We start from the raw sequence: 17088 nt of genomic DNA on the forward strand, positions 1-17088 counted from the left end.
ATGAGCACCAGCGTAGTACATATAGAGAAAGAATTACCCGAATATTCAAGGAAAACAGCTGATATACTTCCCTTTGTAGAAGATTGGCTCCGGGATGAAGATGAACGTTTTCGACGTAAGGTTTTGAAAATATTCGAGGGTGCGGGAGTCGATAGACGCTATTCCATTATGAATCCGGAAGAAGTATTCACAATGACATCTTTTGAGGATAAAAACCGAATTTATCAAAGGGAAGCAAAAAGAATGGGGGCAAAGGTGCTTAAGAACGCTTTGGAAAATGCAGGCTGGGAAAGGGATTCCCTGGATTATATTATCACGGTGAGTTGTACCGGTATTATGATACCTTCACTAGATGCTTTTCTTATTAACGAGCTGGATCTAAGACAAGACATTACCAGGCTACCAGTGACGGAAATGGGCTGCGCCGCAGGGATTTCAGGCATGATCTACGCTAATAATTTTTTAAAATCCAATCAGGGAAAAAGAGCAGCTGTAATTGCTATAGAAAGTCCAACCGCAACTTTTCAGCTCAATGATATGAGTATGACAAACATGGTAAGTGCGGCCATATTCGGAGATGGTGCAGCCTGTGTTTTACTCTCTTCTGAAAAAGAGGCCCCAGGCCCTAAAATAATAGGAGAAAGCATGTATCATTTTTATAATGCCACGCACATGATGGGATTTGACCTGACCAATGACGGTTTAAAAATGGTCCTTGACCAAAGCGTACCATCGATCATATCTGAGCATTTTCCTGAGATTATATATCCCTTTTTAAAACGCCATGATACAGATATCGAAAAGGTAAAACATTTAATCTTTCACCCTGGGGGGAAGAAAATAGTACAGACTGTTGAAGAACTTTTTGGTAACTTAGGGAAAAATATTGAAACAACGCGGGAGGTGCTCCGCCTCTATGGCAATATGAGTAGCGCTACCGTGCTATATGTTTTAAAGGAATTCATGAATAAAAACATTCCCGAAGGAGAACAGGGACTCATGCTGAGTTTTGGTCCTGGCTTTTCGGCACAAAGAATCTTATTGCAATGGTAACAGAATTTAAGAATACAAATTACTGGGCCCTAATCTTGGGTGGAAGCAGCGGGCTGGGTCTTGCATCTGCAAGAAAACTAGCAAAACACGGCATGAATATTATTATTGTTCATCGCGATAGAAAAGCGGAATTGCCTGATATTGAAGAAGCCTTTGACGATATCATAAAAAATAGTGATGTGCAATTAGAAAGCTTCAATATCGACGCAACCAATGCGGAAAAAAGAGACGGAATAATCTCTGAAATCCTAAAGATTTTGGGACCCGAAGGAAAAATCAGAAGCCTAATTCACAGTATAGCAAAAGGCAATTTAAAACCAATGAATGGGGACGAACCCACTCTTGAAAATATGGATTTTCAAATTACCATTGATGCCATGGCCATCAGTCTTTACGACTGGACCAAAGATATTTTTAAACAAGGAATTTTTGCCAAGGATGCCAGGATCATTTCTTTTACCAGTGAAGGAAATAAAAAGGTCTGGCAGGGATATGCCGCTGTTTCAGCTGCCAAGGTAGCCCTGGAAGCCATTACCAGAAGTATTGCCCTTGAATTTGCTCCTCATGGAATACGAGCAAATTGTATTCAGGCAGGGGTGACGGTGACCAAGTCATTTCAAATGATTCCAGGTAATGAAACCCTTCGAATGCACGCCTTAAAACACAACCCGTTTAAAAGGCTTACCATTCCTAATGATGTGGCCAATGTCGTTTACCTTTTATCTAAAGATGAAGCAGGATGGATTACAGGAACCATTATACCGGTGAACGGGGGGGAGCATCTAAAATAAAAGCTTGTGAAATTCCGAAATATCATAGCTAAACTGCCGTATTCTCAACCGTTTTTATTTGTAGAGACCCTTGATAAAATTAATGATCATTCAGTGGAGGGGACCTACACCTTTTCTGAAAATGAATTTTTTTACAAAGGACATTTTAAAGAGAGGCCGGTAACCCCAGGAGTGATCCTAACCGAATGTATGGCCCAAATAGGAGTGGTCTGCCTCGGTATTTTTCTATTAAAAGAGGAAAGAAAGAAGCCCCCAAAAATCGCCATGAGTTCTACAGAGGTAGATTTCTATCTACCTGTTTTACCCGGAGAAAAGGTCAAGGTGGTCTCGGAAAAAATATATTTCAGGTTTAAAAAATTAAAATGTGAGGTAAGGATGTATAATGCGGACGATAAGCTTGTTTGCAAAGGTAGAATTGCCGGAATGTGTTCCTGATAAAATTAATTTTGAAAAGATTATTAATCAATGGCTAAAAAACGTGTAGTAATTACTGGCTTAGGCGTAATGGCTCCCAACGCCACGAACCTCTCCGATTTTAAAACCGCCATCAAAAACGGGAAAAGCGGTATTGCCCATTTCCGGGAATTAGAAGCGCTTAATTTTAGTTGTCAGGTAGCCGGCCAGCCAGAGCTCACTCAGGAAAGGCTTCAGCAGTATTTTTCTCCTTTGGAATTACGAGGTTTAAATTCAAGTGGGATCTTTTATGGTACCATCGCTGGGATTGATGCCTGGAAGGATGCTGGTCTACCAATTGATAAGGAGAATTCTCCTGATTGGGAAAGCGGGATCATATTTGGAACCGGCATCCTTGGGGTAGATAAATTCCGCGAAGCCATACATCTTATAGAAGCAGGAAAAACCCGTAGATTGGGTAGTACAAGTGTTCTGCAAACTATGGCTAGTGGTATTAGCGCTTTTTTGGGTGGTAAACTCGGCTGTGGAAATCAGGTTACCACAAATTCTTCTGCATGCTCAACGGGAACTGAAGCTGTTCTAATGGGCTATGACAGGATAAAATCTGGGAAAGCAAAACGAATGTTGGTGGGAAGTTGTAATGATCACGGGCCTTTTGTCTGGGGCGGTTTTGATGCCATGCGGATCTTGCCACATAATTTTAATAACAATCCAACTTCGGCTTCCCGTCCCATGAGTGCCACAGCTTCCGGATTTGTTCCGGGAAGTGGAGCTGGTGCATTGGTACTGGAAGATTATGAATCAGCAAGAGCACGAGGGGCTCAAATCTATGCGGAAGTATTAGGAGGAGCGGTTAACAGTGGAGGACAACGTGGTGGCGGTAGTATGACAGCAGCCAATGATATCGCCGTGCAGCGCTGCATCAGGGAAGCCATAGAGAATTCCGGAATAATGAGTGAGGAAGTAGAAGCGATCAATGGTCACTTAACGGCAACCACCAGGGATGCTACCGAAATTTTAAATTGGAAAGCAGCTTTAGGCAGAAAACGTGAAAATTTTCCTTACATCAATTCCCTAAAAGGTATGACGGGACACTGTCTAAGCGGGTCCGGTAGCATAGAATGTGTGGCAAGTGTACTCCAGCTAAAACACGATTTTATATTTGGCAATATTAATTGTGAAGATCTTCATCAGGATATTGCAGAGGCCATTTCTAAAGAAAGAGTGCCTCAAAAAACCTTAGAACGTCCATTTAAGATCCTGGCTAAGGCAAGCTTTGGATTTGGCGATGTGAATGCTGTGGTAATTTTCAGAAAAACAGAATAAGAATTAATTTCAGAATCTTCAACTATGCAAGAAAAAGAACTAAGTGAGAAATTAAAAAATATAGTCGCTCCTTATGCTCAAAACCAGGAAGGATTAAAGGAATTCCAAGATAGTACCCATTTTATCAAGGACCTGGAGGTGAATTCTGCCAATCTTGTGGACATCATCCTAGATGTAGAGGATGAGTTTGATATTGAAATCGATAATGATTCCATGGAAGGAATGTTAACGGTAGCTGATGCAAAAAATATAATCAGGCAGAAATTAAAAGAAAAATGATCGGGAATGATGTGGTTGATCTGGAACTGGCAAAAGTGCAAAGCAACTGGAGACGACCAGGATATCTTCAAAAAATATTCACCAAAGAAGAGTGTCAACAAATTCTGAATTCAAAAGACAAAGATAGGACGCTCTGGCTGTTCTGGACCATGAAAGAAGCTGCCTATAAAGCCTGGCAACGAAGCAACAATTTGCCTCCAAGATTCAATCCGGGCAGCTTGTCGTGCATTCTCCATACTATCTCTTCAGATATGGCAACCGGAGAGGTAATCATAAAGGAACACAAAGAGTCCTATATAACCAGAAGTAATTTAAATTCTAGTGTTATTACAAGCCTGGCCACCAATTTGGATAATGAAAAGGTAATATGGAAAAACATCACCTCCAAAGAAAACCTAAGACAAACTTTAATAAAGGAGCTTGAAACCTCTGATGGTCCTTTTTGCGCGCCTGTGGAGATAAAAAAAGACAAAAACCTTATTCCTCAGATATATCTCGGAGGCCAGTCAAAAAATCATTGCTTTTCGCTTTCCTACCACGGAAGATTTTCCGGATTTGCCTTGGCGTTAAATAACTCCTAAACCCTTCTTAAAGCCTTGCCGAAAAAGTGCTGTATTTGTATCTTGATGGTACAAATTTAAAATCCAAAGTATTTATGAAGACAGTTGATAAAATGGAGGTGCTGCACAGCCAATCTGCCGAATTTATCCAAAAGGCGGAGCCAGGGAAATTTCATAAGCTAATACCCGACACCTTTATTATTAAAGGTGATAAAAACGATATAGGCCATAATCAGGGCTATGCCATTAGACATATTAACCGCCAGGATATCCTCTTGATAGATGTGGTGGAAAAATCGACAAAAGATGCCGTTAAAAAACTGGTCACTGATGGTTATCGAATTAAAGGAGTGTTAATTACCTGCGATGAAATTATGAAAACGGCCTATGCAGACCTAAAAACAATTTCTGAAGATGCCGGAGGTGCCGCCATTTTTGCTCATCCAAGGAAGAATTTCAAAGATGATTTTAGGACGAAGGATATCACTGCAAGAGAGAATGTATTGAAAGATTTTGGTCTAAAAGTATTTGATCTTCCCGGTAACGGTGGAGCATCTGTAATTCTTTATTCCGAAATAAATGACGGAATGTTATTTACGGGCGATGATGCTGAGGGATCCCCTTATGAGTCCGATCTTAATACGTTCAAACGTCCTGAGATGAAAAAGAAGAACGATGATTTTGGTCTGGCCGAAAGCTGGAGCGCCTTTAGAGAACCCTTTAGCTATTTATTTCCAAGGAAAGGGAAACCAGGATTTAACCTGGAAGAAGGGCAACAAACCGATATTATAAATGCATTGAGCCGAAGTAATTAGATTTTAGTTTCCCGGGGCTGCTATAAAAATAAAATGATGCCTTTCCCAATTTCTAACAGGATTCAGTCAGGTATTGGTTTTATTTTTCAGGTGGCCCCATCTTCTTGATTCTCTCCGGACTTTTCGTCCTGGCTGTCTTCTACCAACGGATGGTCGGTTACTCCAAGTCCAACTATTAAAATAATATTGGCTATTGTTCCGTACAACATGGTCACAATGGCAATCAAACCTCCTCCAAGTAAAGCGGCGACACCCAGGGTAATATAATAAATGGTCGTATACCAGGTTCCTGGTACTTCTTCGCTTTCAGTGATAGGTATATTGAGAAATAAGAAAGCGATCACCGCGGATATAATCAGGATAGTATCGTATTTAGCAATACTTAGAACTTGTTTATAATGCTCCTTATTTAAACTGGAATTGGCGGCCCGGCTTAGACTTAATAAAGTTAGCATCAGTGCCAAAATGGTAGAAGAACCTAAAATAACAGTATTGCAGAGCATATTAATACCCGAAACAGAGGATTCCAGTAAAACCTTAGCCTGGTATCCCGAAAGTCTTCCCAGGGCAAAAGTTCCGGAAGCCATAACAAGAGTAGCCACTGCACCTCCAAAAAGTGCCCGTTTTATGATTACACTCATGATATCAAGTTTGGTTCAGGGATGAAAATAAAGGATTCGTCCAGAATCAAGCTATAAGATATTGTTAAATGCTAAGTAATTCAGTAGAAAAAATGATATTTTAAGAATTAAAACTACCAACTATGTCTAAATTAAATGTAACCCAGAAACTTATAAAGGAACATCTTCTCAAAGGAGAGATGACACCCGGAACTGAAATAGGCTTAAAAATTGACCAGGCCTTACTTCAGGATGCTACCGGCACCCTCGTTCAATTGGAGCTTGAAGCTATGGGGCTGCAAAAAGCCCAGACCGAAGTAGCCGTACAATATGTTGACCATAATCTTTTGCAAACCGATTTTAAAAATGCTGATGATCATGTTTTCTTGCAATCGGCCGCAAGAAAATTTGGATTATGGTATAGCCGTCCAGGAAATGGAGTAAGTCATCCAGTCCATATGGAGCGCTTTGGAAAACCCGGAAAAACCATGGTAGGTTCTGATAGCCATACCCCCGCAGCAGGTTCTTTGGGTATGCTTGCTATTGGAACAGGAGGGCTTGATGTTGCCGCGGCCATTGCAGGCCAGCCATACTTTGTGAAAATGCCAAAAGTATGGGGCGTAAAGTTAACGGGAAATCTTCCGGATTGGGTCAGTGCAAAAGACGTTATTCTTGAAATGTTACGCCGCCATGATGTTAAAGGTGGGGTAGGGAAGATCGTCGAATATTACGGGGATGGACTCAAAAATTTAAGTGCCATGGACCGACATGTCATCGCCAATATGGGAGCTGAATTGGGAGCAACTACCACCGTGTTTCCAAGTGATGAGGAAACCCGAAGGTTTTTAAAATCACAAAACAGAGAGGATGACTGGAAGGAATTAATAGCCGATGAGGGTTGTGAATATGATCTTCATGAGGAAATAATTCTCGATGAGCTTGTTCCTTTAATAGCAAAACCTACCAGCCCGGGAAATGTAGTTCCGGTCAGAGAAGTAGAAGGCAAAGAAATAAGCCAGGTAGTGATAGGATCTTCAGCTAACCCGGGCCTACGTGATTTCTGGATAGCCGGTGCTATAGTGGAGGGGAAGAATGTCAGTGGAGAGGTATCCTTCGATATAAATCCAACCTCCAGGCAGATCATTCAGAATATGATAGATAACAGAGCCTTTGCTAATCTCATTAAAGCCGGAGCACGGTTTCACCAATCCGGTTGTATGGGTTGTATAGGGATGGGTCAGGCCCCGGCCTCTAAAACAATTAGCTTAAGAACTATGCCTAGAAATTTCCCGGATAGATCAGGGACCAAGGATGATCAGGTTTACCTATGTAGCCCGGAGACAGCTGCTGCTTCTGCATTAACAGGAAAAATCACTGATCCAAGAGATATGGAAAAACGCTACGATATGAGCTATCCACAGTTCCAGTATCCCGAAATGGAAATTATCAATACCGAAATGCTGGTGGCGCCGCCGGAAGACAATACTGGTATTGAACTCGAAAAAGGTCCCAATATTAAATCATTGCCTTACATCGAACCCATGCAGGATCATTATACCGTCCCGGTTTTATTGAAAATGGGGGATAATATTTCTACGGATGAGATCCTCAAAGCAGGAGCAGAGGTACTACCTTTTAGAAGTAACCTTCCTGAAATCAGTAAGTTTGCCTATACGGTAATTGATGAAACTTTTTACGATCGTGCGATGAAATCCAAGGATGAGCACGGCGGTCATATTGTGGTCGCAAAAGATAATTATGCCCAGGGCTCAAGTAGGGAGCACGCGGCTATTGCTCCTAAGTACCTTGGGCAGGTAGCAGTAATAGCAAATTCGTATGCTCGTATTGCCTGGCAGAACCTGGTTAATTTCGGAATTTTACCACTGGAATTTTTAGACCTAAGTGACTACGATAAAATAGAGCAAGGAGATGTTATCACCTTCAGAAATCTCCGTAATGATGTCATAAATCGTAATAATATTCAAGTAATAATTCGAAAACCGAACGGTGAGAGAATAAAATTTGAAACCAAACATAGCCTAAGTGATCGCCAGATAAATATTTTGGCCAAGGGTGGAATTATAAATGAATTCAAGGAAAGAATTGAAGAACAGGAACTAGGTGAGGACCAGGCATTAGACCAAACCTATGAGGATAAAATGAAAAAGAAATAGAATATATAAAAAAGGGTCTGAAATTTCACTGTGTCCCCAAAGTAAAACACTTCCGGGATGCTGCCATTTCAGACCCTTATCCAATAATTTAATTCATTTTAATGCGTACTCATTTTTGCTTTTCTCTTTTGGAGCTGACGATCGATATCTTTTATAGATTCTACGACAGCAGCTTCGAATGAAGTTTCATTGGACTCTGCAAAAATTTGAGGACCGGGCATACTGATACTAATATTACATATGTACCCCTTAGGATCTTCAACTTCATGTTTTTTAAAATGCACTTCCGCACTAATGATGAAATCATATTTGGCTTCTAATTTATCCAGCTTTTTCCTGCTGAATTCCTCTAAAGTTTCGCTTTTCTCGATCTTAACATATTGAAATCTTGCGTCCATAGTATTACTTTTTATTTAGGTTCAAGAAAAATAAATTTCATTAACCAGCCAAGCCTCTCTGGCATATTTGGCAAAGATTTATGATTGGTTTTTTATCCAAACTTTCTTTAACCTAAATTTTTAGTTTAAAATAGGTTATTCATTGATTTTATTACTGGTTTGAATAACCACCTGGGTAATTTGGGGAATTTTATTTTTTATTTCCAACCGAAGGCTTTCCATGGTTTTCTCTGCCTGATCAAGTTTGAGATCATCAGCAAGATCAATCTCGATTACGGCGAAGATATTATCAGGACCAAAGTGCATGGTTTGGGGAACAGCCCAGTCACTAATGTTGATATTCCTTTTCAGAATTTTCTCTATAGATACCATCACAAGGGGACTGGCACTTTCTCCCAGGAGGAGACCTTTGCTTTCACGAGCTAGAAAAGTGGCTACAACCAAAAGAATAATTCCAATTAGGATAGAAGAGGCTCCATCTAAATATGGATTTTGGAGTTGTTGGGATAGAAATATACCCAATAATGCTACAAGAAGACCTGCCAGGGCCGCGGTATCTTCAATAATCACAGCAAAGGTAGCAGCATCTTTACTTTTTACTATGCTGCTAACAATGTTGGTCTTCTTCGCCCTTGATTTATTAAACGTCTTAAGAGCCAGGTACAGCGCGGTGCCTTCAAAAATTATAGCTGCTACCAGCACCACATAATTCCAGGTTGGATCTTTAATTACATGAGGATCCTGCAAGGCATGAATACCTTCGTAAATAGCAAAACCGCCTCCTAAGGCGAAAATAAGAATACTCACCACAAAACTCCAGAAGTATACCTCCTTGCCATAGCCAAAAGGGTGCATGTCGTCTGGTTCCTGTTTGGATCGTTTGATTCCTAAAAGAAGGAGAAGACCATTACCCGTATCTACCAGGGAATGAATCCCTTCAGCCATCATGGCTGAACTTCCGGTGAAAAATGATGCTGTAAATTTGCTGATAGCTATTAAGGTATTGGCGCCAATAGCACCATATATTGCGATTTTTGATCCGCCTGCCATAGGTTTTAAGCTTTAGGTTATCGTCCGTTAATTTCCATGGGAAATCAAATTACAATAATTATCTATGTCTAGGAGGTAAGTAATTTAAAATTTAGAAAACTTTAGACAATCCCTGGATCTATAATTGAATCGATTTGTTGTTTTTTCTTATGTGGATTCACCACAGCAGAAAAGTGTAAGACTAAAGATTATTTTTATATTTGGAAAAATGTTCAGAAACCAAAAAATAAAAGCTTATTTCTTTCTTGGAATTTTTATACTGATGTCTTTTCATCAGGTAGTTCCTCATTCCCATCATGAACATCATAAGGAAAACAATGAAATAGCCCATCAGCATACTTCGGGTACAGATCATCATCACAAAAATAAGAGCGATCAAAATAGATTAGATGGATTTTGGTCCTATCTTCTGGCGATACACTCGCATTCGATCACATTCAATGAGATTCCTGTCCTCATGGAACATTCTCAGGATCTAAGAATGCAGAAAACCCAATCCAAAAAAAATACCTTAAAGAATTATTACGCCGATAAGAGGGCATTGGCTGAAAAGGATTCCGATAATTTTGAAGTTTATCATCCTCCCAAAAAATATTTTAACCCGTATTTATCCTTACTCTCTTTAAGAGGACCACCCCAATTGGTTTGATCACTAAGTCATGCCTTTGTTTATTTATTTGTTTTTCAACTGTAGGCAGACTTCCTAAATTTTTAGATTAAACCAAATTTTAAGTTTTATGAACAGATATATAGTTTCCGCTGTGGGTGGAATCCTTATCTCTATCAGCTCATTTGCTCAGAACACTGGAACAGAGGGCATTATGCAGGATATAAGCCAAAATAATAGGCAGCTTAAAGCGTATAAGTCTTTTATGGCAAGTCAAAATCTTGGAAACAAGACGGAAAATAATTTACAGGATCCACAGCTTACTGCTTTTTATCTTCCCTTTGGTGACCATCAGGGCGATGAGTACTATGAATACCAGATCTCTCAAAGATTTGAATTTCCCTCAGTTTATGGCGCCCGTGGAAAAAAGATAGCTAAACAAAAGGATTTGCTGGAACTGGAATACAAAAGCTTGCGCCAGGAGGTTCTTCTGGAGGCTAAATTACAGCTATTGGAGCTGCAAAATTTACAACAGCGACAGGAACTAGAACAGGAAAGAGTAGCGCAGGCTAAACAAGTCTACGATCAGATTCAAGGTTTATTCGATGCGGAACAGATCGGTATTCTGGAGTTGAATAAGGCAAGAATTGCCTGGTTGCAGCAACAGTTTGAAATAGATCAAATAGAAATCAGCATCAGAAATACGCTGATGGAACTTCAGAAACTCAATGGAGGAAACCCGATTCAGGAGGAGCAGATTCGGTTTTTTGATTCTGAAATAGCAGATTTGCAGATGCTTTGGGAAGAAAAACTTTCTGACGATGCAGAAATTCAGATGCTCAATTCTCAGCAAGCTTTCGCAGAGCAACAGGTTAAACTGGAGAAGAATAAAATTCTCCCTGATCTCACTATTGGTTACAATTACCAGGGCGTAAATACCAGTAATTATTCCGGGTTTCTTGCTGGACTTTCCATTCCACTTTGGAACAGCAACAATAAAATAAAGGCAGCCAAGGCTAATCTGGGATACACCAAGGACAATACCAGCGCTAAAACTGCCGAATTTTACACGAGGTTTCAGGAGAACTATCGGCAATACCAGTTACTAAAGAGGAAATACGAGGAATACAGGGAAACATTCGAGGATTTAAAATCGGAGGAACTTTTATTTAAAGCCTATAACCTCGGAGAATTCTCCTTTCTGGATTATTACCGGGAGGTAGAATTTTACCGTGAAGCCTATAACAATATGCTGGAAATGCAGAAAGAGCTTTTTCAGTTAAAAGCAGCACTTTTAAAACATCAATTATAAATAAAAAACAAACATTATGAACTTCAAGAATTTATTTTTCGCAGCAATATTAGTATTTAGTTTTTCAGCTTGCAGAGAGACAACAAATGAAGACCACGGTCACGAACACCAGGAGGGTGCTGAAGCTCACGCGCATGAGGAAGAAGAGCATGGTCATCCCCATAATGAAGACGGTGGCCATATGGACGAGGATCATATGGAACAAGAAGAATTCAAGGTAGGTGAAGATTCTTTAGATACGCACGAGGAATCCGATCAGCACACCCACGATGATGGAACCGAACATCACGATCATTAAAATCGGATTTAAAACATGAAATATCTTATAATATTATTAATTCCTCTTTTTCTAATTTCCTGCGGAAACAATGAGGAAGAGGATCACGCTCATGATGCAGAGGGAAATCATCTTAGCACAGGTGTTCCTGCGATAAGCAAAACCATCTGGACAGAACATACCGAGCTCTTTGTAGAATTTCCGGCCCTGGTCGAAGGAAAAATCAGCAAATTCGCGGCCCATTTTACTGTTCTTGACCAACATCAGCCGGTTCGGGAAGGTTCAGTAACCGTTAGTTTGATAAAAGGTGAAAACGGAATACGACATAAAGTGGACTCACCTTCATCACCCGGGATATTTTCTCCCGCCTTACAACCAAAAGAGCCCGGAGTTTATGACCTGGTTTTTGACCTTAAAACTCCCGGGTATTCGGACAGAATCGTAGTTAAAGACGTAGAGGTTTACTCCTCTGTCGAAGAAGCTTCAAAAAATATTTCTGAGACAGAAGATGGTGCTATCAGTTTCCTAAAGGAGCAGGCCTGGAAGATCAATTTTCAGACCGTACCGGTTAGCCGGGGAGAAATCTACGACATCGTAAATACTTCAGGAGTCTGGCAGGCTGCCCCCGGAACTTATAAAACCCTTGCTGCAGGCGCTAATGGAATGGTGAATTTTGTTTCAGAAAACCTTACCGAAGGTTCCGAGGTAAAAAGAGGAGAATTGTTAATGAATCTAAGCAGTGAAGGCCTTTCTTCCAATAATATCCAGGCTGAGATTGCTCAGGCCAGAGCCAGGTACGATCAGGCCAAAGCTGAGTATGAACGGAAAAAAGAACTCTACGAAGACAGGATTGTACCTAAATCTGAATTTGAAAGAGTGGAGAGTGATTTCCGGGTAGCCGAAGCGAATTATCAGGCCTTAGCCTCTAATTACGGAGCGGGCGGAAAACAGATTCGAGCCCCTTTTGACGGTTTTATCAAAGCTATCAATACCTCTAACGGAGATTATGTGGAGCAGGGCGCTAATCTAATCTCCATTGGTACGCATCAATCCCGACTGCTAAAAACGCAATTAAGTGCCTCTTACAACCCGAGCAAGAAATCTATCACGAAGGTTTGGTACAAAAGTGACAGTGGGGACTGGAATGAATTAGAAGGGGCTTCAGTGGTGTCGGTTGGTAAGGAAGTGAAACCAATGATCCCTGTTTACATAAGAGTTGAGGATATCGTTGAAATGCCCGAGGGTAGTTTTACCGAGGTTCAGATCGCCCTAGGTACAGCTGAAACAGGGGTAGTGGTACCAGAAGCTGCGCTGCTTGAAGACTACGGAAATTATTCTGTGATCGTCCAAACCAGTGGGGAAAGTTTTGAGCGAAGGCCAGTTAAAATAGGGAAACGAAATGGAAAAAACGCACAGGTTCTTGCTGGGCTTCAAGTTGGCGAAGTTGTAGTGACTACCGGTAATTACCAGGTGAAGATGGCATCAATGTCTGGGGAAACACCCAGTCACGGACACGAACATTAATCCAGAAACCGAAATTAGATGTTAAATAAAATATTATCAATTTCGCTCCATAACCGGCTTTTGGTACTCTTGGCAGCGGTGATGTTAAGTGTTACCGGGTTTTACTTCGCACGTACAATGAACGTGGACGTATTTCCCGACCTTACTGCGCCTACTGTGACCATACTTACCGAGGCTCACGGAATGGAGTCGGAAGAGGTAGAGAAACTAGTGACCTATCAGCTTGAAACCGCAATGAATGGTTCCCCGAATGTACGAAGGATTCGTTCTTCTTCAGCTGCAGGAATTTCAATTGTTTGGGTGGAATTCGACTGGGGGACCGATATTTACAAGGCAAGACAGATTGTAAGTGAGCGTATTCCCATGGTTCGCGAGAACCTGCCGGATGGCGTAGGAGCACCAACAATGGCACCTATTTCTTCAATTATGGGGGAAGTAATGTTGTTGGGAGTCACTTCAGACAGTCTTAGCCCTATGGAACTAAGAACCTTATCAGACTGGCAGATCCGTCCGCGGATAAAGGCCATTGGAGGAATCGCCAACGTAGTTGTGATAGGTGGTGATTACAAGCAATACCAGGTTTTCGCCGATCCCGGTAAGATGAAATATTACACCGTAAGCCTCGCTGAACTAACTCAAAAGGTGAAGGAGGCGAACACCAATGCTCCGGGTGGTTTTTTAAATCAGTACGGAAATCAATATATCATAAAAGGTAGCGGAAGAGCTTATGCGGTAGAAGACCTGGAGGAAGCCGTAGTGAAACAAGTGAATGGCCAGAGCATCAAAATTAAAGATGTAGCGAGCGTGAAGATAGGTGCTGCCGACAAGATCGGGGATGGTTCCCTCAATGGAAATCCCGCAGTTATTCTCACCATCGCAAAACAGCCCGATGTCAATACCCTGATGCTCACCGAAAGGTTGGATGAAGCCATCGCGGAACTGGAAAGCAGTTTACCCGAAAGTGTGGAGATCAAAAGTCAGATCTTCCGTCAGGCAGATTTCATTGACGCTTCCATTAGTAACCTGAATATGACCCTGCTTGAAGGAGCATTTTTTGTGGTCATCGTATTGTTCATTTTTCTTATGAACTGGCGAACCACCTTTATTTCACTGCTGGCCATCCCAATTTCTTTACTGGTATCCATCATTGTTTTAAAATGGTTGGGTTACACCATAAATACGATGAGCCTGGGAGGCATGGCCATTGCCATTGGTGCACTGGTGGATGACGCCATTATCGATGTCGAGAATGTGTATAAACGCCTGCGAGAGAATATTCGTAAACCAAAAGCTGAAAGACAACCTGTTATTAGGGTGGTAAGGGATGCTTCGGTAGAAATAAGAAGTTCAATCATCATTGCTACCCTTATAATCATCGTCTCTTTTATACCGCTGTTTTTCCTTGGCGGTATGGAAGGCCGATTGCTGAAACCTCTCGGTATTGCCTTTATCACTTCAGTTTTAACTTCATTAGTGGTGGCAGTAACTGTTACTCCGGTGTTATGCTCTTACCTTCTGAAAGATGAAAAAATGCTAAAGAAACAATCTGAAGGAACCCGGGTGGAGAGGTGGTTACAACAGCGCTATGCAGGAACTCTGAATCGGGCTCTGAAGATCCCAAAAACGATAATCGGAGTGACTGTAATTGCTTTCTTGTTCAGCATCGCCATTTTCACGCAATTGGGAAGAAGTTTCCTTCCGGAGTTCAATGAGGGGTCCATGGTGATTAGTGTAGTTGGTCCGCCGGCAATGTCGCTTGAGGAGAGTAATAAAACCGGTAGACAGGTCGAACAGCTGTTACTAGAGATGTCCGAAGTAGATGTGGTTACCCGAAGAACAGGGAGAGCAGAACTCGATGAACACGCCCAGGGCGTGAATGCCGCCGAAATCGATGTGCCTTTTACTTTGGAAGATAAATCCAAAGAAGAATTCTTTGAAGGCGTAAGGGAAAAACTGAGCATTGTGCCCGGGGTAAATATAACGCTGGGACAGCCAATCGCTCACCGAATAGACCATATGCTTTCGGGAACCAGGGCCAATATTGCGATCAAGATCTTTGGACCCGATCTGCAACAGCTTTATGAAATTGGTAAAAGTGTTGAGGAGAATATCACTCCAATCAACGGCCTTGCTGATGTTGCCGTAGATCAACAGATCGAAGTACCGCAGCTCAAGATTACCCCAAGACGCCAAATATTATCGGCTTATGGGATGACTGTGGGACAACTTATGGAACAGGTGGACATAGCCTTTGCCGGGCACGAGGTAGGTGAGATCTATGAAGGGCAGCAGTATTTTGATCTTGTAGTTCGATATGGAGAGAAATTCAGGAATAGCATAGAGAATATCAGAACTGCTTTGATAGGATTGCCCAATGGTTCACAGGTGCCATTAGAACAGCTCGCCACAGTTTCTTCGGTAAGTAGTCCCAATACTATTAGCCGGGAAGATGTGCAGCGAAAAATCGTTGTGGCTGCGAATGTGCAGGGACGTGATCTGCGGAGCGCTGTGGAAGAAATCCGGGAAACTGTGAATTCTTCGGTAAATATACCGGAAGGATACCGGGTGGAATACGGCGGACAGTTTGAGAGCGAATCAAAAGCCTCTCAAATGCTTTTACTTACTGCGATTGTTGCCGTTCTGGTGATTTTCCTATTGTTGTATTTTGAATTCAAAAACGTAAAACTTGCGTTCATCGTCCTTATCAACCTTCCTCTGGCACTCATTGGTGGGATTCTTATCGTGTACTTTACTTCCGGAATCGTAAGTATTGCTTCTACGATAGGTTTCATCAGTTTATTCGGGATTGCCACCCGTAATGGAATCCTGTTGGTATCAAGGTACGAAGACCTGAGAAAAGAAGGATTAAGGGGCTTTGAACTTATAAAAACCGGGGCGCTTGATAGATTGAACCCGATATTGATGACGGCTTTCACCACAGGTCTGGCACTTATTCCGCTTGCTTTAAAGGGAGGCGAACCGGGAAGTGAAATCCAAAGTCCAATGGCTGTGGTGATTCTTGGTGGGTTACTATCGGCAACAATTTTGAATCTTATTGTGATTCCGTGTGTGTATGTGCTAGTTACAAAAGAGGATTAATAAGGAATAATTCAAAGACAGTTTATTAAATATATCTAATCCCGAAAAGAAATTTTCGGGATTTAGATATGTATATTTTTAGCTAGACGTTGAAACGCCTTGATATTAAGGTTGGTTCTTATTTTGAATTGTGGAAGATAGGGAGACTAAATCGTTGAATTTTAGTTTTATTATATTAGAACAGGCTTTCTGTAATTTTCTATTTTACATAATATAAATTATAGGTCAATATATCAGGTTTAGCTAAATAAACTAATAAAGACCAGACTTAAGCCACCGGGATTTTTCATTTTACTCATCCATTGCAAAAGCATCAACGGGTTCCTCAAAGGCAATAAATAAAACACAGGGCGAATCTCCACATTTAGCACGGTGCGGTTTTTGCGCCGGCCCGTAGGCATAAGTACCTTCCTTTAGGATTCTGGTATCTTCACCCTCATAAGTTACTTCCAATTCTCCAGATACCAATACCATACGCTCAGCCGAAGTATGCGTGTGCATCGGAATTTCAGCATTTGCTGGCACCTTAAAAAAGATATCCGCATTCTTTTTACTCGGATCTCCATGTAATACCGCAACCCCACAGCCAGCAGGCATAAAATCAGGACAAGGTCCCCATTGCAAATTATTATCGGTTTTGGTAATGACCACAGAATCTTCAAAGGGCTCTTGCCCAATAAGACTTCCCGTTACCAGAAAGCAAAATGAAAAGAGTAAAATCTTATTTTTAGAACGTTGAAAAAAGCTTTTCATGATGGCATATGTTTAGAAATTAGACCTCATTCTAAG

17 protein-coding genes are annotated in these 17088 nt (G+C 41.3%); 13 read left to right on the plus strand and 4 right to left on the minus strand.

What is annotated here, in order from left to right; genetic code table 11:
- The 7 genes from ACW6NC_RS03145 to ACW6NC_RS03175 all read left to right on the plus strand — a co-directional run bounded on the left by ACW6NC_RS03145 (position 1) and on the right by ACW6NC_RS03175 (position 5238).
- On the plus strand, positions 1-1053 hold the full coding sequence (locus tag ACW6NC_RS03145; RefSeq protein WP_457863731.1) for a type III polyketide synthase: 1053 nt from the start codon (positions 1-3) through the stop codon (positions 1051-1053).
- Entirely contained in the window at positions 1047-1844 is a 798-nt protein-coding gene (locus ACW6NC_RS03150) for an SDR family oxidoreductase (protein ID WP_457863732.1), read from the plus strand. The genes ACW6NC_RS03145 and ACW6NC_RS03150 overlap by 7 nt, the downstream gene beginning before the upstream one ends.
- A 6-nt stretch (positions 1845-1850) precedes the next feature.
- Complete coding sequence (locus ACW6NC_RS03155) at positions 1851-2279, plus strand: 3-hydroxyacyl-ACP dehydratase FabZ family protein (protein ID WP_457863733.1); 429 nt, start codon at positions 1851-1853, stop codon at positions 2277-2279.
- Positions 2280-2309: 30 nt separating this feature from the next.
- Positions 2310-3584 (plus strand): beta-ketoacyl-[acyl-carrier-protein] synthase family protein, encoded by a 1275-nt coding sequence (locus tag ACW6NC_RS03160; protein ID WP_457863734.1) that lies wholly within the window; start codon positions 2310-2312, stop codon positions 3582-3584.
- 24 nt (positions 3585-3608) lie between these two features.
- Entirely contained in the window at positions 3609-3863 is a 255-nt protein-coding gene (locus ACW6NC_RS03165) for an acyl carrier protein (protein WP_457863735.1), read from the plus strand.
- A complete protein-coding gene (locus tag ACW6NC_RS03170; protein ID WP_457863736.1) occupies positions 3860-4444 on the plus strand; it encodes a 4'-phosphopantetheinyl transferase family protein in 585 nt (194 codons plus the stop codon). The genes ACW6NC_RS03165 and ACW6NC_RS03170 overlap by 4 nt, the downstream gene beginning before the upstream one ends.
- Before the next feature lie 74 nt (positions 4445-4518).
- Positions 4519-5238: a hypothetical protein gene (locus ACW6NC_RS03175; protein WP_457863737.1), complete on the plus strand. Its 720-nt coding sequence runs from the start codon at positions 4519-4521 to the stop codon at positions 5236-5238.
- An 86-nt stretch (positions 5239-5324) separates the two neighbouring features.
- Here the strand turns inward: ACW6NC_RS03175 and ACW6NC_RS03180 are convergent, their stop codons facing one another.
- Positions 5325-5879, minus strand: coding sequence for a hypothetical protein (locus tag ACW6NC_RS03180; RefSeq protein WP_457863738.1), 555 nt, complete (start codon positions 5877-5879; stop codon positions 5325-5327).
- Positions 5880-6001: 122 nt separating this feature from the next.
- Here ACW6NC_RS03180 and ACW6NC_RS03185 point away from each other — a divergent pair, with 122 nt between their 5' ends.
- Positions 6002-8032, plus strand: a complete 2031-nt coding sequence (locus ACW6NC_RS03185) for an aconitate hydratase (RefSeq protein WP_457863739.1) — start codon at positions 6002-6004, stop codon at positions 8030-8032.
- Positions 8033-8130: 98 nt separating this feature from the next.
- Here ACW6NC_RS03185 and hpf read toward each other — a convergent pair whose 3' ends face one another.
- Together hpf and ACW6NC_RS03195 are read right to left on the minus strand one after the other, a co-directional pair.
- Positions 8131-8430, minus strand: a complete 300-nt coding sequence (gene hpf / locus ACW6NC_RS03190) for a ribosome hibernation-promoting factor, HPF/YfiA family (protein ID WP_457863740.1) — start codon at positions 8428-8430, stop codon at positions 8131-8133.
- Between the two features lie 135 nt (positions 8431-8565).
- Positions 8566-9480 (minus strand): cation diffusion facilitator family transporter, encoded by a 915-nt coding sequence (locus ACW6NC_RS03195; RefSeq protein WP_457863741.1) that lies wholly within the window; start codon positions 9478-9480, stop codon positions 8566-8568.
- A gap of 208 nt (positions 9481-9688) precedes the next feature.
- Between ACW6NC_RS03195 and ACW6NC_RS03200 the strand changes: the two genes are divergently transcribed.
- From ACW6NC_RS03200 to ACW6NC_RS03220, 5 genes are all read left to right on the plus strand, one after another.
- On the plus strand, positions 9689-10129 hold the full coding sequence (locus tag ACW6NC_RS03200) for a hypothetical protein (protein ID WP_457863742.1): 441 nt from the start codon (positions 9689-9691) through the stop codon (positions 10127-10129).
- Positions 10130-10217: 88 nt separating this feature from the next.
- Complete coding sequence (locus ACW6NC_RS03205) at positions 10218-11399, plus strand: TolC family protein (RefSeq protein ID WP_457863743.1); 1182 nt, start codon at positions 10218-10220, stop codon at positions 11397-11399.
- A 16-nt stretch (positions 11400-11415) separates the two neighbouring features.
- Positions 11416-11697: a hypothetical protein gene (locus tag ACW6NC_RS03210; RefSeq protein ID WP_457863744.1), complete on the plus strand. Its 282-nt coding sequence runs from the start codon at positions 11416-11418 to the stop codon at positions 11695-11697.
- A gap of 15 nt (positions 11698-11712) precedes the next feature.
- On the plus strand, positions 11713-13200 hold the full coding sequence (locus ACW6NC_RS03215) for an efflux RND transporter periplasmic adaptor subunit (protein WP_457863745.1): 1488 nt from the start codon (positions 11713-11715) through the stop codon (positions 13198-13200).
- A gap of 18 nt (positions 13201-13218) precedes the next feature.
- Positions 13219-16299, plus strand: coding sequence for an efflux RND transporter permease subunit (locus ACW6NC_RS03220; RefSeq protein WP_457863746.1), 3081 nt, complete (start codon positions 13219-13221; stop codon positions 16297-16299).
- 291 nt (positions 16300-16590) lie between these two features.
- Here the strand turns inward: ACW6NC_RS03220 and ACW6NC_RS03225 are convergent, their stop codons facing one another.
- On the minus strand, positions 16591-17052 hold the full coding sequence (locus ACW6NC_RS03225) for a cupin domain-containing protein (protein ID WP_457863748.1): 462 nt from the start codon (positions 17050-17052) through the stop codon (positions 16591-16593).
- Positions 17053-17088 lie beyond the last annotated feature (36 nt).

The sequence above is a fragment of the Salegentibacter profundi genome (assembly GCF_054121475.1).